Source organism: Bacillus sp. NPDC077411, from assembly GCF_044543425.1.
GTDB lineage: Bacteria > Bacillota > Bacilli > Bacillales > Bacillaceae_G > Bacillus_A > Bacillus_A bruguierae.
The window spans coordinates 160855-187541 of the sequence record NZ_JBITWA010000005.1 but is presented as its reverse complement, the minus strand read 5'-3'; the positions used below and the strand labels follow the sequence as shown (position 1 = coordinate 187541).

General features: G+C 35.5%; 30 protein-coding genes and 1 pseudogene. 21 read left to right on the top strand and 10 right to left on the bottom strand.

What is annotated here, in order from left to right; all coding sequences use genetic code 11:
* The first annotated feature begins 126 nt into the window (after positions 1–126).
* The 3 genes and pseudogenes from cbpA (at position 127) to ACIGHG_RS09490 (ending at position 2133) form a co-directional block, all read left to right on the top strand.
* Positions 127–774: a cyclic di-AMP binding protein CbpA gene (gene cbpA / locus ACIGHG_RS09500; protein WP_336472757.1), complete on the top strand. Its 648-nt coding sequence runs from the start codon at positions 127–129 to the stop codon at positions 772–774.
* 511 nt (positions 775–1285) lie between these two features.
* Positions 1286–1615, top strand: a complete 330-nt coding sequence (gene csaA / locus ACIGHG_RS09495) for a chaperone CsaA (RefSeq protein ID WP_090911877.1) — start codon at positions 1286–1288, stop codon at positions 1613–1615.
* A pseudogene (locus ACIGHG_RS09490) lies at positions 1596–2133 on the top strand (DUF1572 family protein). Before csaA ends, ACIGHG_RS09490 begins: the two are co-directional and overlap by 20 nt.
* Here the strand turns inward: ACIGHG_RS09490 and ACIGHG_RS09485 are convergent.
* Positions 2111–2269, bottom strand: coding sequence for a hypothetical protein (locus tag ACIGHG_RS09485; RefSeq protein ID WP_396548291.1), 159 nt, complete (start codon positions 2267–2269; stop codon positions 2111–2113). The pseudogene ACIGHG_RS09490 and the gene ACIGHG_RS09485 overlap by 23 nt on opposite strands.
* 24 nt (positions 2270–2293) lie before the next feature.
* On the opposite strand from ACIGHG_RS09485, the gene spoIIP reads away from it, so the two are divergent.
* From spoIIP to ACIGHG_RS09465, 4 genes are all read left to right on the top strand, one after another.
* Positions 2294–3448, top strand: a complete 1155-nt coding sequence (gene spoIIP / locus ACIGHG_RS09480; protein WP_336472755.1) for a stage II sporulation protein P — start codon at positions 2294–2296, stop codon at positions 3446–3448.
* A gap of 583 nt (positions 3449–4031) precedes the next feature.
* Positions 4032–4772 (top strand): M15 family metallopeptidase, encoded by a 741-nt coding sequence (locus tag ACIGHG_RS09475; protein ID WP_336472754.1) that lies wholly within the window; start codon positions 4032–4034, stop codon positions 4770–4772.
* Positions 4773–5170: 398 nt separating this feature from the next.
* Entirely contained in the window at positions 5171–5602 is a 432-nt protein-coding gene (locus tag ACIGHG_RS09470; protein WP_336472753.1) for an NfeD family protein, read from the top strand.
* Positions 5602–6561, top strand: coding sequence for an SPFH domain-containing protein (locus tag ACIGHG_RS09465; RefSeq protein WP_090911864.1), 960 nt, complete (start codon positions 5602–5604; stop codon positions 6559–6561). Before ACIGHG_RS09470 ends, ACIGHG_RS09465 begins: the two co-directional genes overlap by 1 nt.
* A 108-nt stretch (positions 6562–6669) precedes the next feature.
* Here the strand turns inward: ACIGHG_RS09465 and ACIGHG_RS09460 are convergent, their stop codons facing one another.
* Positions 6670–7131, bottom strand: coding sequence for a DinB family protein (locus ACIGHG_RS09460; RefSeq protein ID WP_336472752.1), 462 nt, complete (start codon positions 7129–7131; stop codon positions 6670–6672).
* A 166-nt stretch (positions 7132–7297) separates the two neighbouring features.
* Between ACIGHG_RS09460 and alr the strand changes: the two genes are divergently transcribed.
* Positions 7298–8473, top strand: coding sequence for an alanine racemase (gene alr / locus ACIGHG_RS09455; RefSeq protein WP_336472751.1), 1176 nt, complete (start codon positions 7298–7300; stop codon positions 8471–8473).
* 114 nt (positions 8474–8587) lie between these two features.
* Here the strand turns inward: alr and ACIGHG_RS09450 are convergent, their stop codons facing one another.
* Entirely contained in the window at positions 8588–9004 is a 417-nt protein-coding gene (locus ACIGHG_RS09450) for a GNAT family N-acetyltransferase (RefSeq protein WP_396548230.1), read from the bottom strand.
* Positions 9005–9832: 828 nt separating this feature from the next.
* Complete coding sequence (pdxR, locus tag ACIGHG_RS09445; protein ID WP_336472749.1) at positions 9833–11227, bottom strand: MocR-like pyridoxine biosynthesis transcription factor PdxR; 1395 nt, start codon at positions 11225–11227, stop codon at positions 9833–9835.
* Positions 11228–11356: 129 nt separating this feature from the next.
* On the opposite strand from pdxR, the gene ACIGHG_RS09440 reads away from it, so the two are divergent.
* The gene (locus tag ACIGHG_RS09440) at positions 11357–11785 is read left to right on the top strand and encodes a GNAT family N-acetyltransferase (RefSeq protein ID WP_336472748.1); all 429 of its coding nucleotides are present in this window, start codon (positions 11357–11359) and stop codon (positions 11783–11785) included.
* 76 nt (positions 11786–11861) lie between these two features.
* Here ACIGHG_RS09440 and ACIGHG_RS09435 read toward each other — a convergent pair whose 3' ends face one another.
* Positions 11862–12878, bottom strand: coding sequence for an ABC transporter permease subunit (locus tag ACIGHG_RS09435; protein ID WP_336472747.1), 1017 nt, complete (start codon positions 12876–12878; stop codon positions 11862–11864).
* Positions 12875–13777 (bottom strand): ABC transporter permease subunit, encoded by a 903-nt coding sequence (locus ACIGHG_RS09430; protein ID WP_336472746.1) that lies wholly within the window; start codon positions 13775–13777, stop codon positions 12875–12877. Before ACIGHG_RS09430 ends, ACIGHG_RS09435 begins: the two co-directional genes overlap by 4 nt.
* A 385-nt stretch (positions 13778–14162) precedes the next feature.
* On the opposite strand from ACIGHG_RS09430, the gene ACIGHG_RS09425 reads away from it, so the two are divergent.
* From ACIGHG_RS09425 to ACIGHG_RS09410, 4 genes are all read left to right on the top strand, one after another.
* Positions 14163–14648, top strand: coding sequence for a GNAT family N-acetyltransferase (locus tag ACIGHG_RS09425; protein ID WP_336472745.1), 486 nt, complete (start codon positions 14163–14165; stop codon positions 14646–14648).
* 23 nt (positions 14649–14671) lie between these two features.
* A complete protein-coding gene (locus ACIGHG_RS09420) occupies positions 14672–15118 on the top strand; it encodes a GNAT family N-acetyltransferase (protein WP_336472744.1) in 447 nt (148 codons plus the stop codon).
* A gap of 48 nt (positions 15119–15166) precedes the next feature.
* On the top strand, positions 15167–16045 hold the full coding sequence (locus ACIGHG_RS09415) for a phosphotransferase family protein (RefSeq protein ID WP_396548226.1): 879 nt from the start codon (positions 15167–15169) through the stop codon (positions 16043–16045).
* Between the two features lie 306 nt (positions 16046–16351).
* Positions 16352–16642 carry an antibiotic biosynthesis monooxygenase family protein gene (locus ACIGHG_RS09410; protein WP_396548224.1) on the top strand — a complete coding sequence of 97 codons (291 nt, stop codon included), beginning with the start codon at positions 16352–16354 and terminating at the stop codon, positions 16640–16642.
* A gap of 71 nt (positions 16643–16713) precedes the next feature.
* Here the strand turns inward: ACIGHG_RS09410 and ACIGHG_RS09405 are convergent, their stop codons facing one another.
* The gene (locus tag ACIGHG_RS09405) at positions 16714–17499 is read right to left on the bottom strand and encodes a GNAT family N-acetyltransferase (protein WP_396548222.1); all 786 of its coding nucleotides are present in this window, start codon (positions 17497–17499) and stop codon (positions 16714–16716) included.
* A 130-nt stretch (positions 17500–17629) separates the two neighbouring features.
* On the opposite strand from ACIGHG_RS09405, the gene ytfJ reads away from it, so the two are divergent.
* The 4 genes from ytfJ to ACIGHG_RS09385 all read left to right on the top strand — a co-directional run bounded on the left by ytfJ (position 17630) and on the right by ACIGHG_RS09385 (position 19643).
* Positions 17630–18055, top strand: coding sequence for a GerW family sporulation protein (ytfJ, locus tag ACIGHG_RS09400; RefSeq protein ID WP_336472741.1), 426 nt, complete (start codon positions 17630–17632; stop codon positions 18053–18055).
* 161 nt (positions 18056–18216) lie between these two features.
* Positions 18217–18993 carry an oxalate:formate antiporter gene (locus ACIGHG_RS09395; RefSeq protein WP_396548220.1) on the top strand — a complete coding sequence of 259 codons (777 nt, stop codon included), beginning with the start codon at positions 18217–18219 and terminating at the stop codon, positions 18991–18993.
* 48 nt (positions 18994–19041) lie between these two features.
* Complete coding sequence (locus ACIGHG_RS09390) at positions 19042–19362, top strand: hypothetical protein (protein ID WP_396548218.1); 321 nt, start codon at positions 19042–19044, stop codon at positions 19360–19362.
* A gap of 68 nt (positions 19363–19430) precedes the next feature.
* Positions 19431–19643, top strand: a complete 213-nt coding sequence (locus ACIGHG_RS09385; RefSeq protein WP_090911836.1) for a hypothetical protein — start codon at positions 19431–19433, stop codon at positions 19641–19643.
* A 117-nt stretch (positions 19644–19760) separates the two neighbouring features.
* On the opposite strand, the gene ACIGHG_RS09380 is transcribed toward ACIGHG_RS09385, so the two are convergent.
* Entirely contained in the window at positions 19761–20099 is a 339-nt protein-coding gene (locus tag ACIGHG_RS09380) for a permease (protein WP_396548216.1), read from the bottom strand.
* Positions 20100–20309: 210 nt separating this feature from the next.
* Between ACIGHG_RS09380 and ACIGHG_RS09375 the strand changes: the two genes are divergently transcribed.
* The 4 genes from ACIGHG_RS09375 (at position 20310) to ACIGHG_RS09360 (ending at position 24615) form a co-directional block, all read left to right on the top strand.
* Positions 20310–20990 carry a class I SAM-dependent methyltransferase gene (locus ACIGHG_RS09375; RefSeq protein WP_336472812.1) on the top strand — a complete coding sequence of 227 codons (681 nt, stop codon included), beginning with the start codon at positions 20310–20312 and terminating at the stop codon, positions 20988–20990.
* A 129-nt stretch (positions 20991–21119) separates the two neighbouring features.
* Positions 21120–22808 (top strand): formate--tetrahydrofolate ligase, encoded by a 1689-nt coding sequence (locus tag ACIGHG_RS09370; protein WP_090912618.1) that lies wholly within the window; start codon positions 21120–21122, stop codon positions 22806–22808.
* A 90-nt stretch (positions 22809–22898) separates the two neighbouring features.
* Positions 22899–23426, top strand: coding sequence for a hypothetical protein (locus ACIGHG_RS09365; protein WP_336472738.1), 528 nt, complete (start codon positions 22899–22901; stop codon positions 23424–23426).
* Between the two features lie 19 nt (positions 23427–23445).
* Complete coding sequence (locus ACIGHG_RS09360) at positions 23446–24615, top strand: DEAD/DEAH box helicase (RefSeq protein WP_396548214.1); 1170 nt, start codon at positions 23446–23448, stop codon at positions 24613–24615.
* A 426-nt stretch (positions 24616–25041) separates the two neighbouring features.
* On the opposite strand, the gene ACIGHG_RS09355 is transcribed toward ACIGHG_RS09360, so the two are convergent.
* Positions 25042–25662 carry a hydrolase gene (locus ACIGHG_RS09355; protein WP_336472736.1) on the bottom strand — a complete coding sequence of 207 codons (621 nt, stop codon included), beginning with the start codon at positions 25660–25662 and terminating at the stop codon, positions 25042–25044.
* Between the two features lie 31 nt (positions 25663–25693).
* Positions 25694–26677: a quinone oxidoreductase family protein gene (locus ACIGHG_RS09350; protein ID WP_396548212.1), complete on the bottom strand. Its 984-nt coding sequence runs from the start codon at positions 26675–26677 to the stop codon at positions 25694–25696.
* Positions 26678–26687 lie beyond the last annotated feature (10 nt).

Below are 26687 nucleotides of genomic sequence, written 5' to 3'. Positions count from 1 at the left end.
GGTTTAAGAAGAATTTGTGACGGATAATAAATAGAATTCAGAAAAATTAAATAAATTTATTTATTTTTGTCTAAAAATATTATATATTTATGTCACAGAAATTATTTTAACATAAGGGGGATTTTTATGAGAGTAAAGGGAAACTATGTTTTAAAAAAAGAAGTGTTATTTTGTAAGGAAACATATACATTGCAAGAAGCATTAGATCATTTAAATAAAACGGGATATCGATGTGTTCCAGTTCTAGATGAAAAAGAAGAAATATTTTTGGGGAATATTTACAAGGTGGATGTTTTAGAATACAAAGGATCTTTAGATGATAATGTGAAAGAATTATTGCGCAATAAAGATGGTTATGTAAAAGAAGACTCTTCATTCTTTAAAGTTTTCTTTACAATTAAGGAATTACCATATATCTCTGTTGTGAATGATAACGGAATCTTTCTTGGAATTTTAACGCATAAAAAAGTGTTTGAGTTACTAGAAGATGCATGGGGTCTTCATTCTAGTGTATATTCAGTTATGATAGGAACACAAGATTATAATGGGGCTATTCAAAAACTATCAACTGTATTGAAAAAGTATAGTGGGATTCAAAGTTTAATGACATTTGATAATAATGCACTATATGTACGTAGAATTGCGTTTACATTAGGAGAAGCATTTGCGGCAGAAGAATTACAAACACTTTTAACAGATTTAGAAAATCATGGATTTCGCGTTATACATGTAGAAGAAATGAAAAATTCACGTGAAGTGGAAATTGTAGAGTAAGAGGGAAATCCATCTCTGGAAATTAGAGATGGATTTTTTATATATAAGCTAAAAAACGACATAAAAACTTCCTTTCTTTTTAGGAGAGGACGAGAGCATCTGGCCGCGCATAGAAACGGTCAGGGCATTTTCTTACCATTAAAACAAAAGAAGAAAGCGAGTAGCGATCATGGTGTGTCCTGCATAGCAACGACTTGTATATCAAAAAATAAAATGAATATATAGTTCGAAATCATTACAGGAAGTTCAAAAGAAAGGCGTGTAAGCATTTTTCTGTTGTGAAGGAAAATGCAGGGGATTGTCTAATATATATACAGATTGAGTAACGACATAAAAGGCCCTTTCTTTTTGTTGGACGAGAGCATCTGGTCATGCATAGAAGTGATGAGGGGCTTTTCCTGCCAAATGCAAGGATTCAAACAAAGAGAGAAAACGAGCAAGTCATGTTTTGTTCTACATAGCAGCGACTTATATGTTGATAAATCAAAATGGATTTAGGAGGAATATAGAAATGGCTACCTTTGAAGATTTCATGAAATTAGATATTCGTATTGGAACAATTTACCGAGCAGAAGTATTTCCAGAAGCCAGGGTGCCTGCAATTAAGTTAGAGATTGATTTTGGTGAACTTGGAATGAAACAGTCAAGTGCACAAATCACGAAACGATATGAACCGGAAGAGCTTATTGGAAAGCAAGTTGTTGCGGTTGTTAATTTTCCGCCCAAACGAGTAGCTGGATTTAAATCTGAAGTCCTTGTACTTGGCGGTGTCCCTGAAAAAGGAGATGTTATTTTACTAGAACCGGGTATGGAAGTGCCGAATGGGACAACGATTAGCTAAAAATAGGAGGAGAAAAGTGGACATAGCAAAAGCGTATTTACAGTGTGCCGTGGAAAATTTTCAAGCTATAAAAAAGCAAGGGGATCGAACGTTTTCACAGCTTACTTATGAGGAGTTGTGCTGGATTCCCCATGAAGAAGCAAATAGTATTGCGATTCTTGTAAAACACTTATATGGTAATATGCGTTCCCGGTGGACAAATTTCTTAATGACAGATGGGGAAAAGAAAGATCGAAATCGTGATGATGAGTTTGAAGGTGGATACGCTTCAAAAGAAGAATTGTTACATGCTTGGGAAGAAGGATGGTTATTTGTATTTCGGACGTTGGAATCTATTACAGTTCATGATGTTCTAAAAACAGTATATATACGCCGAGAGCCAAGCGATTGAACGACAAATTGCCCACTATGCTTCACATGTTGGACAAATTATTTATATTGGAAAACTATTGAAAGAAAAAGAATGGACATGTTTAAGTATTCCTAGAGGAAAGTCTAATCAGTTTTTGCAAAAATAACGTTGAATGTACCGTAAGTAAAACAAAGAAACACGATAACACAATAGGAAATAATCCAATCATCAGCTTCAATTTCATTCACCTCAATGCCGATATTTCCAAATTTTAGTTGGTCTATTCTCTGTAGCTTGTACATATGTTCATAGAGAGAGGTGATCTAATGAGTCGAAGCTATTTTTATGTGAAACGGACAAGTCTTCCAAAATTTATTTTTTTGCTTTTATTGGGTATGATGGCTGCTTTTTTGTTTGTTAGTATGATCGTGACATCATTAAAAGAAACGAAGTCAACGTATTTATATAAATGGTTAAATGAGCTTTCAATGAATGGATATATGTATGTGCTTGGTTCAGAAAATCGTTATTTTACACAAGAATATCGCCATTTAAATACAGATTTTTCGATTTCTTCTTTTATTTTATCTGCCGCGACAAATATTCGCTTTGATGACGTTCGTAGTTTAATAGGAATAGAGCTTCCAGGACTTTCGAAATATGACACGGAAATTATAATTGCTGGAGAAGGAACAAATTATACAAATTTACCGATTGAATCAAGTGTACCTTTAGAAGAGCTTGTAAAAGAGCGGACGGGGGAACAAGAAAAATCTCAAAAAAACGAATCACCTGAAGAGAAAAAGAAGCCAGCACAAACGACAGGAAATCGAAAAGTAGCATTTATTTATCATACACATAGCTGGGAGTCATATTTACCATTGTTAAATTTAACGAATAATCCAGATCCAAATAAAGCAACGAGCTCAGTAAAGAACATTGCTGTATTTGGGGATAGATTTCGTGAAAAGCTAGAAAATTATGGGGTAGGTACAACAAATGATAAAACAGATGTTGGAAAGATGTTGGTGAGCCGAGGATTAAATGATCGCAGTTCTTATAAAATGTCTCGTGGGATTGTGCAAGAAGCAATGACAAATAATAGAGAGCTGCAATACTTTTTTGATTTGCATAGAGATAGTGCTAGGAAGGAAGTAACAACGAAAACAATTGGTGATAAATCATATGCAAAGTTGGCATTTGTTATTGGTAAGGGAAATAAAAATTATGCGAAAAACCTGCAACTGGCAACAGCGCTACATGAATCATTAAAGGAAAAATATCCTGGATTAAGCCGAGGTGTTATTCAAAAGGATTTTAGAACGGGAAATGGTGTATACAATCAAGATTTATCTGGTCAAGCTATTCTCATTGAAGTAGGCGGTGTTGATAATACAGAAGAGGAACTCGATCGTAGTATAGATGCACTCGCAGAAGCATTTAGTGAGTATTATTGGCAAGCTGAAAAGGTGAATGGTTAAGCGTAAGCAAGTGTTGCTTACGCTATTTATTTTGCGCAAAAGTTGTTTCTTTATCTTGTGAAAAAGGATTTGGAAGAATGATAGCGAATTTTCATTTATCCCGCTATTTGTGGGCAATAAGACCCCCACCTCAAAATTGAGAAAAAAACGTTGTCCAGCTCTAGCGGCTAGAACCTCCGGTCGTTTCGCCCCCTTCGACGAGGCAAAAAGCGCCTCTTTGTCAGGGACGTGGGCGTCCTGCGCTTCTGAGCGAGCCGCTTCCGCTTTTCTAAAGAAGATAGGTGGGGGGATAACTGCCCGTAAAAGCCCGATTGGGCGGGCTTTCCATCAGTGGGGGATGAAAAAACCACTGATGGAAGTTTCACTTTATAAAGCATCCTTGCTAATAATTATATTATATAAATAAATGTTAGAAGTATAAATATTATTAGAATTAGATAAGTAATTGTACTGTATTTGTTTAAGGAAGTAAAAAAATGGGCAACAATACATGGTATGTGATGGAAATAATCAACTGATATGAACTGTAGTGCAAGTTGATAAGTGTGTTGTGGAAAAAATTATTAGAATAAAAGGATGTTATATGAAAAAAAAATGGATGCTGTTTAGTATAGTCATTGTTGTTGGAGTGATTATGATTGCAATACCCCAATATGTAAAGCATAAAGAAAAACAAGCGATAGAAGCACAAGGAAACATTGTGTTTCCAAAGGTACAAGAAACAACCGCAAAAATAGAAGAAGGACTTGCGGTTGTTAACAATCCAAATTCAACTCTTGTTCTTGTAAACAAGAAGAGACGCTTGCCTGATTTGTATGAGCCACAAGATTTAGTGATACCCCAAGTTCGCTTTTTATATGAAGGCGACAATGAAAAAAAGAAAATGCGTAAAGAAGCAGCTCTAGCATTGGAGCGTATGTTTCAACAAGCAAAGCGTGAAAAAATCTTTTTATTTGCAGTTTCGGCATTTCGTTCATTTGAAAGGCAAAAAGCATTAAATACGATGTATAAAAAGCAAGATGGGGAAGCAAAAACAGCGATGTCTAGTGCAATTCCTGGTACAAGCGAACATCAAACAGGATTAGCAGTTGATATTACATCACAATCGGCAAAATTTCAATTAGAACCTTCCTTTGGAGAAACGAAAGAAGGAAAGTGGCTTGCTGAAAATGCTCATAAGTTTGGGTTTATTATCCGTTATGAAAAAGAAAAAGAAGAGGTAACAGGGTATATGTATGAACCATGGCATGTTCGTTATGTTGGAAACCCATATGCTACGTATTTATATGAAAATCAGCTTACTTTAGAAGAAGCTATAAAGTGAACCATCTATTAGTGGCTTTTTTTACTTTTCGCTAATAGATGGTTTTTATCAATTAAGGTCTTACTGCCCGTCAATGCGGGGGAAAGGATGAAAAGAAAAAAGTATATGCGTAAACAAAAAAGCGATGTTTCTTAGACGGAAACATCGCTTTCTTGTTATTGTAATGTAAATCACTTACTGCATAATGAGAACCTTTCTTTTTTAGAGAAGATTTTGATTTTTTGTCACTTTTTGAGAGGATTTATCATGTATAATAAAGAATATATTAATATATAATTTTAATATGTTTTTCATCTATTAATAGATGTTGCAGCTTTAAATTGGTTATTCAATGCAACGTGATAAAGTTTTCTTTCTCTCATATACATATAAAAATAGAATGGAAGCGAGGGTTGCACATGACAGGGTGGGTGATTTGGTTTGTCATTGCCGGTCTTTTATTTATTGCGGAAATGCTGACTGTAACGTTCTACTTATTATGGCTTGGGATAGGTGCTGTGGTCGGAGGTCTAATTGGCTTATTTGTACCAAACTCTTTGCTACTTCAAGTTGTGATAGCATCTGTTGTTAGTCTTAGTTTGACATTTTTTACAAAACGAATTTCTAAAAATTTTCGAGAAGCAAAAGGATATACAGATGCAGTAGATCAGCTTATTGGAAAAAAAGGCATAATTGTGCAAGCGGTTACAAATGGAGCGAATGGTATTGTAAAAATAGAGGGAGATATGTGGACTGCTGTGTCAGATGAACCAATTTTAGATGGAGAAAGAGTTATTGTTGTAAAAAGAAGCAGCACGGTAGTGCACGTAAAAAGGGAGTGTGAATTATAATGGTTGGTTTAACATTATCAATTATTTTAGCATTAATTGTTATTGTATTTATCGCATTATCAATTAAAATTATTCCGCAGCAAAGAGTAGGTGTTGTAGAGCGTTTAGGTAAATTTCAGCGTGTTATGCATCCGGGTTTAAACATGGTTATCCCGGTTATCGATCGTGTACGTCTTTATCATGATTTGCGTATCCAACAAACAAACGTCCCACCGCAAAAAGTAATTACGAAAGATAACGTACAAGTTGAGATTGATACAATTATTTTCTATCAAGTTATTGACCCAGAACTTGCAACGTATGGTATTTCCAATTATGAATTTGGGGTTCGTAATATTACATCTGCAACAATGCGACAAATTATCGGGAAAATGGAGCTTGATGAAACATTATCTGGACGTGAAAAAATTTCAACAGAAATCCGTTTAGCACTTGATGAAGCAACAGAAAAATGGGGTGTTCGTATTGAACGTGTTGAAGTTGTAGATATTAACCCTCCAAAAGATATACAAGCAGCCATGGAAAAACAAATGAAAGCAGAGCGTAATAAACGTGCCATTATTCTTGAAGCTGAGGCGGCAAAACAAGATAAAGTTCTTCGAGCTGAAGGGGAGAAACAAAGTAAAATTTTAATGGCTGAAGGGGATAAAGAAGCACGCATTCGTGAGGCAGAAGGTTTACGACAAGCGAAAGAATTAGAAGCACAAGGGGAAGCGAAGGCAATTGAAGAAATTGCAAAAGCAGAACAAATCCGGATTCAAATGTTACGTCAGTCAGGACTTGATGAGCGAGTACTTGCATATCAGTCATTTGAATCGCTAACTGAGATTGCAAAAGGACCTGCAAATAAAGTATTCCTTCCGTCAAACGCCGTTGAAACATTAGGAAGCTTAGGGGCAATTGGAGAGTTGTTTAAAGAGAAAAAGCTGCCTTCAATAGATACGAAAAATGAACAATAGAAATGAGGAAGAGAGATGGATACCATTTCTCTTCTTTTTTTGAAGTCGGTGTCGTTGATAATACATTAGAAGAGTTGGATAACTCTAGTGAAGTGATCCTCAAATTTTTTATTCGAACAAAGAAATTTGAGGATCTTTTGCATGTTCTGCTAATAAGGTATGTAATTGACTACGATGATGATAAAAATGAGCAACAATTTCAAGTAGCCACTCAAATCGAGAGTAGGAAGCGCCCCAGTAGGAATGGGTGACTTCTTCAAGTTCTGCTAAGGAATAGGCTTGAAATGTTTTAGAAAGAAGATGGAAACCTTCTTTCATTGTCTGTTGTACCTCTTCAAGCGTATGCGGTGTATGTTGCATGTAAAATATATCTAACTCTTCCTTTGATGCTTCGGCTAAAATAAGGAAATCAGCATGACAAATTAGAGAAAGATGTGTGCAAATTTCAAAGAGAGAGCGTTTATTTTTGAGCGGTCGTTGCTGTAACTCATCGTAAGTAACCTGTTCTAACATCTGTATTGTAGAATCAATCGCAATTTCTAATTGGTGCAGTGCTGCTTGAACAAACATTGTATTTCCCCTCACATCTGTTTATAATAAGATTTTACAAGTATTATATCACGCTTAAGATTCTGAAGATTCTAGTAGTTTGACTAGGAAAATGAAAAGTATTATAGTGTTAAAGGTCCTATTGAACGATAAATAGAATGGGATTATTCAGTTAGGAGTTAAAATAATGATTGCAAGATACGGAAGAAATACAATTGTTGAGGTTAATTTAGATGCTGTAAAACATAACGTAAGAGAATTTAAAAAACGTGTAAACGATGAAAATATTGCAATGATGGCAGCTGTAAAAGCAAATGGATATGGTCATGGTGCCATTGAAGTTGCAAAAGCGGCGATTGAAGCTGGAGTAAGTCATATTGCGGTTGCTTTTGTAGATGAAGGAATTGAACTCCGTGAAGCGGGTATAACAGTACCGATTTTAGTTTTGGGCTATACACCGGAGGAAGCTATAATAGACGCAATTGAATACGATATTATGATGACCGTATATAGAATTGACGATTTAAGAAATATTGATTGTATAGCAGAGCGTCTGCAAAAGGCGGCGCGTATTCAAATAAAAATTGATACAGGTATGAGCCGGATTGGTTTACAAGAAGAAGAAGTGGTACCGTTTCTACAAGAATTGAAAGCAATGCAACATGTAGAAGTAGCAGGGATGTTTACACATTATTCTACTGCTGATGAAGTAGACAAAACATATACATTGATGCAAAAAGACTTATTTGAGAAGGCTGTAAATATTGCAAAAGATATGGGGCTGCATTTGCCGCTTATTCATAGCTCGAATAGTGCAGGAACAATGGAGCTAAATAATGAATTTCAAAATATGGTTCGCGTTGGGATAGGGATATATGGAATGTATCCATCAAAAGAAGTGAATCATAAAACAGTAACAATTCAGCCGATTTTAACATTAAAGTCCAAAGTGGCTCATGTGAAACGGGGTAAACAAGGAAGAGGGGTAAGCTACGGCAATACGTATGTTGCGGCAGGGGATGAGTGGGTTGCTACAATTCCAATCGGATATGCGGATGGATTTAGTCGTCAACTGTCAAGTAGAGGGTATGCCTTAGTCAATGGTGTGAGAGTACCTATTATTGGCCGTGTTTGTATGGATCAGCTTATGCTCGATGTAACGAAAGCGATGCCTGTACATGTTGGAGATGAGGTAGTCTTTTACGGTAAGCAAGGCAATGAAGAGATTGCGGTAGAAGAAGTTGCTGATATGTTAGGGACAATTAATTATGAAGTCACGTGTATGTTAAATCGAAGAATTCCGCGTGTATATAAAGAAAATGATAAAATTGTTAGTGTTGTAAATCCATTAAGAAGAAAGTGATTCATAAATAATCTAAGGTTTTTTCTATATATGAAACAAAGAAAAGGATAGATAAAGCAGAATGGTTTCTGTGTTATCTATCCTTTTTGTATAGCTATACAATCACTCACTATTTCATATTTTCTTCTGTAAATAATAATGAGTGTGTCCTTTTGGAAAATCTTCTATAACACCATATACTTCATAACCATACTTTTTATAAAATTCGGGTGCTTGGAAACTAAAAGTATCAAGTTTAATGAGTGTACAATCCGTCTCTTTCGCTATTCGTTCGGCTTCCAATAGAAGTTTACTGCCATAACCTTGGTGACGCAGGTTATCATCGACCCATAAAATATCAACATGTAGGCACTGCCAAAAAATAATACCGATTAAACCAGCTACGATCTCTTCATTCTCATTTTTTACTGTTAAACAGACGTCTTTCACAAGCGATTGCTTACTTCCTGAAACTTGCGAGTTATTGAATGAAATGAGTTGTTTTCTAATATAATCGCTGTCTTTTTTACTCCATTTGTTTTGAATCTGCATATTATAGTCTCCTTTTTATAGTGTGTGAATTAAAAGAAAGATGGGCGTTCTATTCATCTATATAAAGCCATTTTAATTTTTTAACATATATAAGTCGCTGCTATGCACGGCCAGATGCTTTCGTTCCCTAAAAAAGACAGGGGTTTTCAGCTAACGCTCTACCATAATTTTGTAGTGTTATCCTTACTGTTTGTTTATTGAAAGATTTACTATATTGCCAGTTTTATTACTTATTCTTCTTGTTATCGTATATTGATTTTCCTAAGATTAAGATAAAGAAAGTTAATATAGATAGTAAAGGTTTCCCAACAATTAAGAAAAATAATCCTACTGTGGGTATGAGTAATAGATATATGATTGCCAGTTCTTTTCACCTCTATTGCCAGATTATCTATTTAAGTCTTTGTTTCCAACATAAATCAAAAATAAACATAATAGAAAAATACCTATTGCTGTTAGTATAATATCTTGTTTATCTTTACCCTCTCTATGTCTTTTTACGATTGCTAAACATACCGAACCAGTCAAACCTAAACACGTCATGATTATATCCATCAGTTTAAACATTCCTCCTATTGGCTATAATAAGTGTCCATATTGTATGTTTCTTATTCTACGATAACAATTACTAAGACCGTCAAAATATGTCGTTTTAGCACGTATTCTAAGAACAAACAGTTACTATAGATAAATGCTTCCTTGAACAGATAGTAAATGATAGGAGAAGAAAAAAGATTCTGTAACATCATATTTATATAGATTTGTTTATCTGAAAATTCCCTCAAATAATTATACAATATTTATAGGAATAATAGGGGAAATAGTAAATTAAAACCAAGCTTTCTTCAATAATTGAATGGCACAGGGAATGTCAGCTATGGATATTCCTCCAAATCCCATCAAAACGTAAGGTTCTTCCTGGAGATTATTTACCATATCATACGGAGATAAAGGATATACCTTTACGCTTTGTTCTGCCGCTTTATTTATAAGCTCTTGTTCATTCATCCCGTTATGAACATGTAATACAATATGAAGACCAGAATCAGAACCTATGATATCTACTAGAGGTCCCATCTCTTTTTGGATGGTCTGTACTAAGAAGTGATGTTTCTTTTTATATACAGTACGAATTCGATTTAAGTGTCGCTCCCAATATCCCTCTTTCATAAATGTTGCAAACGTAAGCTGCTGTATTTTGGAGACGGTTTGCTTGAAAATGGTTCCATCATGCTCATAGTTTTTTAGTAGAGTTTGCGGAAGAACCATGTAACTCATTCGGAATGAAGGTAAAAATGATTTTGAAAATGTGCCCATATAAATGACACGCCCGTTAGTATCTAACCCTTGTAAGGAAGGAATCGGTTTTCCTGTGTAACGAAATTCACCGTCATAATCATCTTCTATAATGCACCCGTTATTGTCGTTAGCCCATTTTAGTAGTTCCATTCGGCGAGAAAGCGGCATAATCATTCCATATGGAAATTGATGAGACGGTGTTACATATACGACATTCGCACGACTTTCATATAAAGAAGAAATATGAATCCCTTTTTCATCTAGAGAAATTGGCTGTATATGTAAGCCGCAGCTTTGCATGACAGCTCTTACGCGGTGGAATCCTGGATTTTCCATTGCATAGTTGTTCTCATAACCAAGTAATTGCAAAAGTAACCAAAGAAGAGGTTGTGTACCCGCTCCAATAACAATTTGTTCTGGAGTAGATTCAACACCGCGTGCTTGATAGAGATAACGAGAAATTTCAGAACGTAGTTGCCATTCGCCTTGAGGATCTTCTTTTGTAAACAAATCATTCTCATATTCTAAGAGACAATTATTTGTGATCTTTTTCCAAGTAGACAATGGAAAGGAAGAGGTATCTATGCTTCCGTGACTGAAATCGAAACGGAAATTCTCCTGAACAGATTTTCTTTTATTTACTATATTTTTATTATTTGTTGTTTGAATCATATCGTAATCTATACTCGCTACAAATAATCCACGTCTATGTTTACTCTCTACATATCCTTCAGCTATTAACTGTTGATAGGCATATTCCACTGTATTACGGCTTACATTAAGCTGCAAAGATAAATTCCGATGAGATGGCAGACGACTGCCGATTTCAATCCTTCCTTGTAAGATTTCTTTTTTCATGTAGTTATAAATTTGTATGTAAAGTGGTATGTTACTTTTTGAGTCTAATGGGATGGTGAGTTCCACTGTTATCAACCTTTCAAACTGCCCTTGTAAAAAAGAGTAAAACTGTCACTTATAAAAGGGGCATATAATTTTTATAATAACAATCATAAAACATTTTGAATTTTTGATAAATAGTTGGAGGGGAAGAATATGAATACACATGTACAAGAGGTAAAAACAGAACAAGAATTTTGCAAGGTGCTACCAGTATTACAACAACTGCGACCTAAACTCTCTAGAGAAGAAGTGCTGTCTCTTTTAGAAAGGATGCAAGAAGAAAATTATCGTCTATTTGCTTTGTTTAATCATGAAGGAGAAGTAGTGAGCTTAGCCGGAGTGGCAATTTGTACAAATTTTTATAATGCGAAACATGTCTTTATATATGACCTTGTTACAGCAGAAGCACATCGTTCAAAAGGACATGGAGAAAAACTACTCTCGTATATTGAAGAGTGGGGGCAAGAGAATAATTGTACTTGTGTCGTATTAACTTCAGCGTTTCCAAGAGTAGATGCACATCGTTTTTATGAGAGAGAAGGATATGAGAAGGTGAGTTATTCATTTCATAAGGAAATATAAAAAAGAGGAGGATTTTCAAAAAGCAGACCTTTTTGAAAATCCTCTTTTGTGTTTTTGAAAAGGAATGATAAGGTTGTTATTTATTATTAGCAAAAGTGAAGGAATGCTTGTTTTGTATGTGTGGATTTGTTTCTTTGTGTCTTTCCATTTTTTTTATAGAATATTTTTGTTTGGTTAAAGCATCTTGTACTCCTGTTGTCATTAGTTTTAAGACAAGAATAGTTAAAAATAAAGCAATAAGTGTACTAAAAACAATCCACATAGATACGTTTAGTTCAAAATAGTTGAGACCAATAAGTCCTGCCCAGTCGTTAGAAAGTGAAATAAATTTATCTTCTGCTAAATCTGCACTTTTCTTTTGTACCCCTCCGATAAATTGCTTTACTAGCGCGAGGTGCATAATTAACAGAAGTGTTTGCACAATGTGCTGCATAAATAATAAGAAAAGACGATCTTTTAATAATACGCGTAAATGCATACGAACAATATATAGACGACTGGCGCCCATTAATTGTGAGCTTAAAATATAGTCTTGTTTCATAAATTCATCAATTTCAGAAGATACATATGTTGTTATAGTAGGTAAAACAACAAGGACAAGAACGATAGCTTGATAAGATAGAAGAGAAAAGTTCACGTCGAGTTTACTATCTAAGTTTGAAAAAATCATTTTGTTCATAGGCTGCATTAATATATATGCAATGAAAACGGTTGGTAAATAATAAAATACTTCTGTACATGTTTTTACAAAAGATTTTAATCGCGTTACATATAAGCTTAATAACACACCAAGTATTGTACCAAGGAAAACGCGTAATAAACTAATTCCAATCGCGAATAAAATCGTAAACTTCGCACCGTCTAGTATTTGGAGAAAAATAGATTCACCAAAACGATCTGAACCAAGCGGTGGCATTTGCTTTGGTGAAAATGGCGAGGCGGCAATTAATTCTCCATTTTCATCGTATAACAGTCTCATTGGTTTTAAAGTATCTTCTTTGAAGTAAAAGCCGTAAATAAAACTAGCGATGACAAGTACAACTATATATGTTAATCCGATAACAAAGCGTTTTGATTTCCAAATAGCCTTCATATAATCTCTCCATTCATTTGTGTTTGCCATCTTTTCATAAAGTAAGAACAAATTTGAAATAAAAGGTAAACAGGCATAACAATCATTATAAGTACAATAAATGTAATGGATGTTGAAAAATGATTTGTGAAAATAAGGAATTGAATAATGCCTGACATGTGAAACACGGATTCTAGTACAAATAAATTGGAAAGTAAAAAGACAAAAATCATTTTTGAATGATGGAATAGGTGAATGAAAATGTTTTTAAATAAATGTATACGGATGATATAGCTTGATGAAAGTCCTTTCCCGTAGGCAACTTCAACATACGGTTTTATACGCTCTTCCTCTATGTACAATATCATCATTCGAAACATTTGAATGGTAGGGAGTATCGACAAACAAATAATAGGAAGTATGTACGCTCTGTTTTCATTGAATGTCATAATATGTACTGGCAATTCACCTGTTTGACGGAAATACCACATAAAAAACATTTGTAGACAGATCATAATCATGACATCAGGGATGGCCTCCAATACGAAAACAGTGCGCTCTATCATATTTTTAATCCGCTTTGATGATAAAAAATAAAGGTAAGCAATACTTGCTGCAACAAATAAAGAAAGAAATAGGGCAGCAAATAAAATTGTAAATGAATATACGTATGGTTCTAATACAGTAGGAAACAAGGAAACGGTTTTCATGTTTCCTGTAGATGCAGGAATTTGAAAAGTAAGCGAGTGTACAGAAAAAATTTGTTTTCCCATATTAGTGATGGCCTGTATGAACTTGATTGGTTGAAATGAAATGTTTCTGCTTTCGTTTATAAATAGGGCTGGGATGTTTAATAGAATAAGTAACATAATGAAAACAGTTAATAGCTGTATAGAAGATTTCCATAGTTTCCTTAGCATAATATCCCTCCAAAAATACATTTTTACAATATTATACAAAATAATTGGAGATTTGTTTTGATTTTTCAGAAAAAATATTATAATAAATAAAACTAGTAAAAAATATCATATTTATCCCGCATTAACGGGCAGTAAGACCCCTACCTCAAGATTCAGAGAGAAACGAGGAAGATAGGTGGGCGAGTACATCTGGCCATGCATAGAAGCGGTCAGGGCTTTTTTCTACCACATGCAAGTAATTATGCATAGCAGCGACTTGTAAAGAAAAGCGGAGCCGACTGCTTAGGAGGCAGAGCTAGACAAAGATGTCGAAAAATTAAAATAGATATTATAACGTTCAAACAATGATTTACAAGATGTATAAAAAGAAGTAGGAGGAGCCTCTATGAATTTTGTAATTCGTGAGATGAAAGAAGAAGATATTCCATTTATACAATATGTGGCTAAAGCTTCATGGAATGATACGTATAAGGATATTATTCCGGCAGCAGTACAAGAGAAATTTTTAGGGCATGCCTATTCCCCTAACATGATGCAGCATCGTTTACAACATTCACATTTATTTGTAGGAGAAGTAGACGGGAAAGTTGTAGGATTTGCCAATTTTTCGCCAATAAAGCATCAAAATGAAGCTGAGTTAGGAGCGATATACTTATTGCCCGCATATCAAGGGAATGGTATGGGAACAGCGTTATTACGTAAAGGAATTACAACGTTAGAAGGTGTCAAGAAAATTTGTATAAACGTAGAAGCAGAGAATAAAACAGGAAAAGCATTTTATACTGCAAAAGGATTCGCAGTGGTAGATGCGTTTGAAGAAGATTTTGATGGACATACGCTGAAAACATTAAGAATGGTATTACATGTTTAATAGGAGAGAGGAAAGATGTTTTTATGATCCAAAGAGCAACTGAAAGTGATGTGGAAAAAATTTTAGTTCATTCGGCTGAGTCTTTATATGAAGGAACGATGAAAACAAGTAAGTTTAGCCAAGAGAAAGTACTGGAAATTACGACGCCACTTTTAGAAAAAGGAGCATATTATCTTGTTATTAAACAAGATAATATTTTAAAAGGATGGGTATTAATTGGGAGCAATAAGGACTATTTTTCTGGAGAAGAAATAGGTTTTATTTATGAATTGTATGTGTTGCATCCTTATCGCGGACAAGGGTTTTCACGTCAGCTTATGAGAGTAGCTGTTGATGAACTTGATAAGCTGGGCTACTCAGAAATTCGTTTGAATGTATTTGCAGGGAATTTCGCGAAAGAGTTGTATAAAGAAATGGGATTTGTTGAAAGACAAGTTGTTATGAGTTTGAAACGTGAAGATGAAAAATAGAAATAAAGGTAAAATTTTCGCGATAATTAGAGTCAAGAGGGTGAAGAAATGGTAAAAGAAAATGAGTACGTTCAATACTTGGAAAAGGTTTACCCGAATCTTGATGTGCAGACTGCTTATGTAAATGATATTGGTCAAAATAACGATGTACTAATTGTAAATGAAAATATAGTGTTTCGTTTTCCAAAATATGAAGAAGGAATTACAAAACTCATTGCTGAGACAAAGCTGTTAGAGAAAATACAAAACTATGCTTCACTCTCCATCCCTTGTCCAAGCTATCAGCATTTTCAACCAATGGAGCCTGGGAAAGTATTTTCTGGTTATCATAAAATTAATGGAGAGCCATTTTGGAATACAACATTTCTTCAATTGTCCGAAGAAGAACAAAGTACAAGCGCAGCGCAACTAGCTAATTTTTTAAAAGAATTGCATAGTATACCAGTGTCAGAAATTAGTCCAATGCTAAAAGGAAGTACTGCTGATATATATAGTGAAATAGAAAGTTTATATTTTCAATTGAAAGAGAATTTATTTTCTTATATGAAAGAAAGTGCAAAGCAAGATGTCTCTCAATCTTTTGAAGCTTATTTAAGTGATAATAGTCATTTTACATTTCAGCCGTGTCTTATTCATGGAGATTTTGGAATGACAAATATTTTGTATGATGGTGAGGAGAAGAGAATCTCGGGGATTATTGACTTTGGCGGGGCGGGTATTGGTGATCCGGCATACGATTTTGCAGGGTTATTATCTAGCTATGGCAGTCATTTTTTAGAGGGATTTTCATCGCTGTATCCGAATTTTGATCAAGTGATGGATAGGATGAATTTTTATAGAAGTACGTTTGCTTTGCAAGAAGCATTATTTGGGTTAAGGAATAATGATAGAAAAGCATTTGAACAGGGGATAAAAGATTACATTTAAGAATGGTATACGTAATATATATAAGTTAAAAAAATGACATAAAACCTCCACTTTCTTTAGGGAGGACGAGAGTATCTGGCCGTGTATAGAAGCGGTCAGAACTTTTTTCTGCCACATGCGAGGTTTAAAACAAAGGGAGCAAGCAAGTACAGGTCATGTTATATTCTGCGTAGCAGCGACTTATATGTCGAAAAATTAAAATGTATTTATATAGAAAGTATTATGGAACAGTGATAACAGGCCTATTACGAGAAGAATAGAATTTGCAAATTTCGACGTGTAATAAAAAGTTAGGAGATGATGGTGGTGATATTAGAAGCAGCAATGCTCCAAATAAAGCTTGGAATGGAAAGAGAATTTGAACATGCCTTTCAAGAGGCTTCTAACATTATTTCTTCTATGAAAGGTTACCGTGGTCATACACTTCATAAATGTATAGAAACTCAGGGGAAATATCTTTTATTAGTGAATTGGGAGACCTTAGAGGATCATACGGAAGGATTTCGAAAATCAAGTGAGTATGAAGAGTGGAAGAAGAGATTACACCACTTTTATGAGCCGTTTCCAATTGTAGAGCATTTTCAGTATGTAGAATGAGATGGATTGAACCTGAATAAAATTGCCATCAGTGGGGAATGAAGATATCCTATGCTGATGGCAGTTTCGTTTTAGCGATACATCGTCCAAGTTCCAATATCCTCAAAGCCTAAGCGTTTATAAATTCGTCCAGCAGCAGGGTTGCTGTAAAATAAACAAAGCGTTCTTCCTTCAGCGATGAAATCTTGAATCATTTTACTTACGATTTGCGAAGCATATCTGTTTCCGCGGTAATTTGGGTGTGTACATACCCCTACAACCATGGCAGATAATGAATTTTCAGCAGATGTGGATGCACATGCAATAATTTCTCCATTTTTCTCTATGTAATATGTCCGGCCTGTATTTGTTTCAATTGCTTGGCGCAGGAGTTTTCCGCTATTGTCTGCCAGTTCAAATTCAGTTATTTGTTTTCGTAAATGCATAATACGATCTACGTCCAAGGCAGTTGCTATTTTTATATCCTCTTTGCTTGTATCTTTGACTAACTGTGTTTCAACTGTGCACTCACAAAAGTATGTGTGCAGTTTTTTACCAAGTTTTAAGTTAGTGAGATTTTCAAACTGTTCGACAACCTCTGATTTTCCAGAGAGTTTAATATGGTCATAGTTAATGAATTGATTCATGAATGCTTCTGGCTGGAATGAATTTCCAGAATAAGTAATAAAGGAATCATGGAAACGCAATAAGACAGCGTGTAATTCATTTTCTATTGTAAATTGCCCCCATAGTTCTTGAAAGTCTTGATCATATCCAAATGCCTCAATATCGCCAATTAAGAATAAATTAAATGCAGCTTCTTTCTTTAGGAACGAAATTACTTGTTCATGATCTTGTTCTGTTAACTTACGAATCATGTTTGCTCCCCCTTTTTTTGTATTTTCTAAATATTAGTATGTATTATTTTGAAAATCAACAAAAAATGTATGTTTAGTTCACAATGTTTAGGAAAAACTAGGAAGGATATGAAAAAGGAGGTTATGAACGGTGGATCATCCAATTCAAGGGCTGATGAAAGCAGCTATGGAAAATTTGAAAGAAATGGTTGATGTAAATACAATTGTCGGTGAGCCTGTTCAAACAGCTGATGGCGGCATTGTATTAACTGTTTCAAAGGTAGCGTTTGGTTTTGGCGCAGGTGGATCAGATTTTTCAGCAAATGATGTACAAAAGGTACAAGGTCATCCTGCATTTGGTGGTGGTAGTGCTGGTGGAGTTTCTATTACACCGGTGGCTTTTCTTGTTGTAAATAAGGATGGCGTAAATATTCTTCATTTACAAAATGCAACGCATCTGGCAGAGAAAGTAATTGAACTTGCACCGCAAACCATCGATAAAATTCAGTCGATGTTTCAAAATAATAAAAAGCAAGACCATTCACATTATCCAAAAAATCCAGATGAAATCGCATGAAAAATGCCTGTTTATAAACAGGCATTTTTTCTTGTAATGGAGATGTAATAAAACTCATAAAAATGTAAATAGTTTTTGTAGTTTTTTCTATATTTCTAAAAATTTTCGTGATAAAATATCCTATAGTATTGAAACATATAAAACGAAGGTGGCTAGGTGCTTTGTCTGGAGGATCTGACCAAATCAAAAATATGATTTATATTAATGGTAATCGTCGCAATCATTGTTTTATCACATCTGGAATTACGTTTGAGGAGTTTGCAAACAATATTCCTTCACCGCTTCATCAAATGCTGCTTTTAAAGCATAGTTTTGAATGGACGGATTTTCATTATCATACTTTATTCGAATATGTAGAAGAAGAGAATATACATAAATTAATTTCAGCAGATGTCGAGGAGTTTGAGGAATTTTGTTGGATTGATTTTGATGATGTAAATGACTTGGATGAATTGGCGCCAAAAGAAATTGCAGAATTGCTTTATTTGGCGCACAAAAAGGAACCGCTTGGGAAGGCTTTTTTCCCGCTTTTGAAAAATAGATTTGTTTATCTTTCTCACGATGACGGATGGTATAATAAAGTGTACTATCGAAGAATGCAGGAATTTATTGGCATGCTTAGTAAGGTAATTCCTTATAAACTTGGCTCATTTGGAAAAAAACGATTCGCATTCTTTCAAAAATCGAAAATTTATCCAGCAATTTCAAAAGAGGTTATTCTTGAACTTCTGCCATTTATGGAAGATGGCTTATACTTAGATTTAGCCGGAAAAATAGAATCAAGACGCGGTTTAGAGATTCCTGTTTATGTCATCGGTTCGTATGAAAGTACAAATGAAGTCCTAGATGGTTTAGAAGATTTGAAAAATGAAGCTTCTAAAACAGGATGGCTTATCTTTGATAAGAAAGAGCAAGAGTGGCAGTGGATAATGAATTAAGAGAACTTGACGATATGAGTCAAGTTTTCTTTTTTGAAAGGAGATAAAATGGAGAAGAATTTTATTATAGTAGGTATTAGTAGTATTGTACTTGTCGCAATCATGCTATTAACATGTCCGAAAGAAGCGGATTTTCAAAAGCATTTAGAAGACAAATATTCAATTGTGTGTAATGAAGTAGATTTTAATTGTACGCAGAAAAAAGATCAAAAAGAAGAGAAAATGGAGTTTGTTAGTAAGGATGTTCGAAACGGCGTATTTTTTATAAAGATAGAGCAGACGTTTCAAACAGAAACAAAGATAAAGAAGACGTATAGCGCTGTTGGGATATTCGGCAGGTTTCTCTTTTCCTCTGAAAAGACTTTCTAAAATGTAGAAGGTCTTTTTTTTGTACTCTCTTTCATATAGTTAGGATAAGACAAGCTTAGGGGGGAGTTATGGTGAATAAGATTTGCATGGTTTGCGGGGGAGAAGATTTTTTTTCGTCCACCTTATATGCTCGTACAAAACAAGACTGGGCATATGCACCGAATATGTATCGCTTTGAAAAAGTATTTATTGAACAGCGAGATGAGGAGAATTATCCCGTGTTTCAAGAAATTACTGCTTATCATTGTAGTAGCTGCGGTTATGTGATGTTATTTCGTTAATATGCACCTGGCGCATAAGGGATGTAACAATTGTTGCATCCCTTACATAAGAAAAAGGAGTGACAGATTCACTCCTTTTTCTTGGTGTGTAAATAGTTTGTATCAAACAAGTGTTTTTTAAAGTGTTGATAAGAAGAACGGATATAATAAACTAAACAGTAAAGAAAATCCTCCAAAACCAATGGCTGTATATCCGAGTGTTTTTGCTTCGTAATGAACAGCAAGAAGTCCAATTAAAATGGAAAGCGATCCAAGTGTAATGGGATAGAAAGCAATTGAAAATAAGGAGAGAAATAATGCAACGTATCCAACAATGTTACCGATGTCCGTCCGCTCTTCTTCTTTATGAATTTCTTTACGACGACGTCTAATTGGAAGTCGCTGAGGGGTAATTTCTATTGCATATTCTTCCTGTTTTTCTCCGCTTTTTAGATGATGTGTTCGTTTTTTCGGCAAGGAATGTCCCTCTCTTTCGAATTAGGGTATGCTTAGTATTTTTTATTAAATAAGAAAACATGCTTATTATTTATATACAACTAAAGAAAAAAATGGAGAAACAATTATCTGTTGCTATATTATCCATCTCTTCTTAAGAATAAACAGGAAAAATGTAAAATGGTGTAGAATGACTTTTACATAGATGTAAAATGGAAAGGTGGGAGAAAAATAATGAAGTTTAATTGGCATGAAGCAGCGCAGCAAAAATGGGATGATAATGCGGATTTCTGGAGTCAAAATAGTCAAGAAATGTGGGATAATGGTAGCCGCAGTACAATTATTCCGTTTTTCCAAAAATATATACGAAGCGGAGAAACCGTTCTTGATGTAGGGTGCGGGGATGGATATGGTACATACAAACTAAGTAAAGCTGGTTACAAAGCTTGTGGTGTCGACTTATCGGAGCAAATGATTGAAAAAGGGAAAAGTCGAGGTGAACATTCTAATTTATCATTTATAGTGGGCGATCTTACTTCGTTGCCGTTTCAAGATGGGGAGTTTGCCTCCGTGTTAGCGGTAAATTCATTAGAATGGACCGAAGCACCTCTTGAAGCATTGCAAGAAATAAAGCGAGTGTTAGGAAAAGAAGGTTTTGCCTGTATTGCTATTTTAGGACCAACTGCAAAACCACGTGAGAATAGCTATCCGCGTTTATATGGAAAGAATGTCATTTGTAACACAATGATGCCATGGGAGTTTCAAAAACTTGCACAGGAGCAGGGGTTATATTTGGTAGATGGAATGGGAGTATATAAACGAGGGGTAAACGAAAAGATGATTGGACAACTTCCGCTTGAATTGCAGCAAGCTTTAACATTTATGTGGGTATTTATGTTTCAAAAGAAGTAACTTTTCTTGCTACTAATGGGCAATAATCCTCACGGATAGAAGTTTTATTGTAAAGGTGGATTATAAGTGCAGAAAATACAAAAAACTGATACAATATTTTCAGAAACAATTAAAGGGGGACTAGGGAATATGGCAGCAACTACTACAGTAAAATCTGATATTGAAATTGCACAAGAAGCAAGTATGAAGAAAATTCAAGAGATTGCAGCAGAATTAAACATTTTAGAAGAAGAATTAGAGCCGTACGGTCATTATAAAGGGAAACTATCTCTTGATATTTTTAAGCGCTTACAAGGAGAAGAAGATGGAAAAGTTGTACTAGTTACAGCAATTAACCCTACTCCAGCAGGGGAAGGAAAATCAACGGTAACAGTTGGTTTAGGACAAGCGTTTAATAAAATCGGTAAAAAAGCAGTGATTGCGCTTCGTGAACCATCTCTTGGACCAACTATGGGATTAAAAGGCGGTGCAGCAGGCGGAGGTTACTCGCAAGTTGTACCAATGGAAGATATTAATCTTCACTTTACAGGTGACATTCATGCGATTACAACTGCAAATAATGCACTTGCAGCATTTATTGACAATCACATTCAACAAGGAAATGATTTGCGTATCGATACGCGTAAAATCGTATGGAAACGTTGTGTAGATTTAAATGATCGTGCACTTCGCAATGTTGTAATCGGCCTTGGCGGACCAGTGCAAGGTGTGCCGCGTGAAGACGGCTTTGATATTACAGTTGCATCTGAAATTATGGCTGTATTCTGCTTAGCGACAGATGTACAAGACTTAAAAGGACGTTTAGCACGTATTGTTGTAGCTTATAACATGGATAACGAACCTGTAACAGTAAAAGATTTAGGTGTAGAAGGTGCATTAACACTGTTATTGAAAGATGCGTTAAAACCAAATTTAGTACAAACGTTAGAAAATACACCAGCAATCATTCATGGCGGCCCATTTGCTAACATTGCACACGGCTGTAACAGTGTAATCGCAACGAAAATGGCAGCAAAATTAGGTGATTATGTGATTACGGAATCTGGCTTTGGTGCGGATTTAGGTGCTGAGAAATTCTTAGATATTAAAGCACGTGCAGCAGGAATCAAACCAGAAGCAGTTGTTATTGTTGCAACAATTCGTGCCCTTAAAATGCATGGCGGCGTAGCGAAAGATGGATTAAAAGAAGAGAATGTTGATGCGTTAGCAAAAGGTATGGAAAACTTACAAAAACATGTTGAAACAATTCAAGCATTCGGTGTTCCATTTGTTATCGCAATTAACAAGTTCATTACAGATACAGATAAAGAAGTTGTATACTTACAAGAGTGGTGCAATGAGCGCGGTTACGAAGTATCTTTAACGGAAGTATGGGAAAAAGGCGGTCAAGGCGGTGTTGACCTGGCAGAGAAAGTATTAAAAGTAATTGAAAAAGGTGAGAATACATACGCACCTTTATATGATTTAGAGCTTCCGTTAGAAGAGAAAATTCGTACAATTGCTCAAAAGGTATACGGTGCAAAAGATATTGAATTTGCGCCAAAAGCTCGCAAACAATTAACGCAATTTGCTGCAGAAGGTTGGGGTAACTTACCAATTTGTATGGCAAAAACACAATATTCTCTTTCTGATGATCCAACAAAACTAGGACGTCCATCTGACTTTATTGTGACAATTCGAGAATTTAAACCATCTATTGGTGCTGGCTTTATCGTCGCATTAACAGGAACAATGTTAACAATGCCAGGCCTTCCAAAGAAACCAGCTGCTTTGCAAATGGACGTAAATGAAGATGGAAAAGCAGTAGGTTTATTCTAAAAGGTTGTATTTCTTCTCTTTTATCGGTAAACTATACGTACATCATACGGCGCCTTTCGATGGAAAGGCGCTTGTTTTTTGGAGGAATATATGTTTGATCCAACTGCTTTTGAAAATTTAAAAGTTGTCGTTGAAGGAGCTGTATATGATTTTGATCTACATGCTGATATCGTTGTAACGAATCGAAAGGATATAATGGATCTGGCATCATTTAGTCGTACATATACCATTTCGTTTCAGCTCACAGAATATATAGAGCCATTAGTGGAAGCGACGTTTTTATTATCAGTTGATGCAAAGAATTTATCAGGTGAGATATTAGCGGTACCAAATTTTGTTCCTGGCTGTGAAATGAAACTTTTCTTTGCATTTCCTATGGGGTATCCAGAAAAAGATTGCCAAGAAATCGAAGCGTTGCTACAATCCATATGGGGAAAAGAACGAATGATTACGCAGCAAATTTCATACGAATATAATAAGCAAGCGATTTCATATCATAATAAAGTAGACATCTTATTTCAAAAAGCGATTACAGAAGACCATGTTGATGACTTAATAACTGTTATTTCTCATATGATAGAAACGATGCGAATAATACAACAATTTCTTCAAAAATAGAGATAAAGGAGAAAAAGAAATGATAAAAGAGATGCAACCATTTTTGCAACAAGCTTGGGAGAAGGCTGGTTTTAAAGAGTTTACTGAAATTCAAAAGCAAGCTATTCCAACGATTTTAGAAGGACGAGACGTTATTGCTGAATCTCCAACAGGAACAGGTAAAACATTAGCGTATTTATTACCACTTTTACATAAAATTAACCCTGAAGTGAAACAACCTCAAGTGGTTATTTTAGCACCAACACGTGAACTTGTGATGCAAATTCATGAAGAAGTACAAAAGTTTACGGCAGGTACTGAGATTTCAGGTGCATCTTTAATCGGCGGTGCAGATATTAAGCGTCAAGTAGAGAAGCTAAAGAAGCATCCGCGAGTAATCGTTGGGTCACCTGGACGTATTTTAGAACTAATCCGTATGAAGAAATTGAAAATGCATGAAGTGAAAACGATTGTATTTGATGAGTTTGATCAAATTGTAAAACAAAAGATGATTGATGCCGTGGCCGATGTAATTAAATCGACAATGCGTGATCGTCAAGTCGTATTTTTCTCAGCAACAATGACAAAAGATGCAGAAGAAGTAGCGCGTGATTTTGCGGTTGAACCAGAATTGGTTCGCATTAAACGTGCGGAAACAAAAAGTTTAGTGGAACATACGTATATTGTTTGTGAAAGACGTGAAAAAAACGATTACGTGAGAAGAATTATGCATACTGGCAATGTAAAAGCAGTTGCTTTCTTAAATGATCCGTTCCGTTTAGATGAAATTGCTGAAAAATTGAAATTCCGTAAGATGAAAGCGGCGGCTCTTCATGCAGAAGCAAGCAAACAAGAACGTGAAGCAACAATGCGTGCATTCCGTCAAGGAAAAGTAGAAATCTTGTTAGCGACAGATATTGCAGCACGCGGATTAGATATTGATGATTTAACACATGTTATTCATTTAGAATTACCGGATACACTTGATCAATATATTCATCGTTCAGGGCGTACAGGACGTATGGGAAAAGAAGGAACAGTCGTTTCGCTTGTAACACCACAAGAAGAGAAGAAGTTACTTCAATTTGCAAAGAAGCTAGGCATTCAGTTTAAAAAACAAGAAATGTTTAAAGGATCGTTTGTTGAATCGAAACCGAAAGAACCAAAGAAAAAGAAACCAGCATTCACTGGGAAGAAAAAGCCTAGATAAAGTGAAACTTTAATCAGTGGGGGGTCCCTCCACTGATTTTTAGCCCAACCAATCGGGCTTTTACGGGCAGTTTATATCCTACCTAACTTCTTAAGAAAAGCGGAAGCGGCTCGCTCAGAATCGCAGGACGCACAGGGCGGAGAGGCGCTTTTTGCCTCTTCCGAGGGGGCGGAACGAGCGGAGATTCTAGCCGCTAGAGCTGGACAATGAAGAAAAGTGGAAGTGGCTCGTCCAGAATGTGAGGGGGATGGAGCTTCTGACGTAGAGGTGTATTTTACCTCGTAGGAAGAAGTGAAGCCACCGAACATTCTAGCCACTGGAACTGGACAATGCTTTCACTGAATTTTTAGATGGGAGTCTTACTGCCTACAAATAGCGGGAGAAAAGCCGTAGCTACGAATATGATGTAGCCACGGCTTTTCTTTATCAGGTAATATGCAGCTGTTCTAAATAAAACACACTCTTATGAAGAGAAGTTTCTATATAACCAATAATTTGATTCATTGTAAATACTTGTAGAGGCTCATATAAATCTTGCTGTGAGTACAGCATATCTTCAAAAACTAATGATTTAAAAGAATGGATGTGTTCCCCTGGTACTTCCTCAATACCTATCAAATTCGCGTTCATATTTAAGATATGAAATAAGTTCTTATCCCTATCATAATAATGTAGCAACTTTCCGTTTAAAATCTTAAAGTCGTGATGGTACAAAGAAAGGATATTAGGATCATGATCGATTCGATTTTTGAGCCAGGGAAGATAGAAGCCTTGCAGCCATATATCATCAGCAACGAGATGTGTGTAATATCCTAATATGAAAGGAGAATCTTTGTACGCCTTATATTTATGTAGGAATGCTTCATAATCAATTTTTCTTGTATAATTCTTTACTGTGCCTTTATAAAAGTGCGATATTTCTTTTTCCTCTTTTGAATGAACTGCATCTGCCGCAATTCCTCCGAGTAGGAAAGAAGTTTTGTCTGGAATCTCTAATTTTTTTGCAACCAAATTCGCTATAATTACATGCATAATTCTTGATCCCATGAAAGGTACCTCCGCTTGAAAGAGAATCATGTTATGTTGGCTGAACATTTAATAAAACTTTTCCGGTACTTTGTCTACTTTCGACCCATTCATGTGCTTTCCCTGCATCCTCAAGTGAAAAACGTTTTCCGATTTTAATTTGTAAATTGCCATTGCTTAAAAGAGGAAATATTTCCTCAGCAGTATGTTGGAGCAGATGAGGGCGTTTTTTTCGAGTTGTTCCAAAGCTAAAGCCAAGAACAGATCGGCAGCTTGCATGTAAATCTTTTGTTTGAAATGTTCCGATAGCACCGCTTGCATTTCCAAAATGGACAAGGCGCCCATAGAAAGCAAGACATTGCAAGCTTTGTTCTGATATGGTACCGGAAATAGAATCCAATATAACGTCTGCACCTTCTCCATTCGTAATCTCATTCACTTTATGTACAAAATCTTCTTCCTTATAACAAATAACATAATCTGCCCCGGCTTCTAAAGCGATTTTCTTTTTTTCTTTATTTCCAACTGTTCCAATGACTTTTCCAGCACCTAAAATGTTAGCGAGTTGAATAGCTGTTGTGCCAATTCCTCCTGCAGCGGCATGGATCAGTACAGTTTCGCCTTGTTGTAACCTTGCAATATTTGCTAGCAGTGTATAACTTGTAAACGCAACAATTGGACAAGCCGCAGCAGTTTCAAAATCAATTTCGTCTGGTAATACAAAAGTAAGTTCTTCATTTGCTACAACATATTCGGCATACGATCCGTTTAATGGAAAAGCAATAACGCGCTGTCCCACTTTAATATTCGTTACGTTAGATCCGACCTGTTCCACGATTCCAGCAGCATCTATACCAGGTATAAAAGGAAGATTTCCGGTTCCTTTTTTTCCATATCGAGATTTAATATCAGCAAAGTTCACACTTGTTGCGACAACGCGAATTAAAACTTGATTCGCGTTAATAGACGGCATAGCTATGTCTATATATTTCATCATTTCAGGGCCTCCAAAGGCAGTTACAACAATTGCTTTCATGATCTGTCCT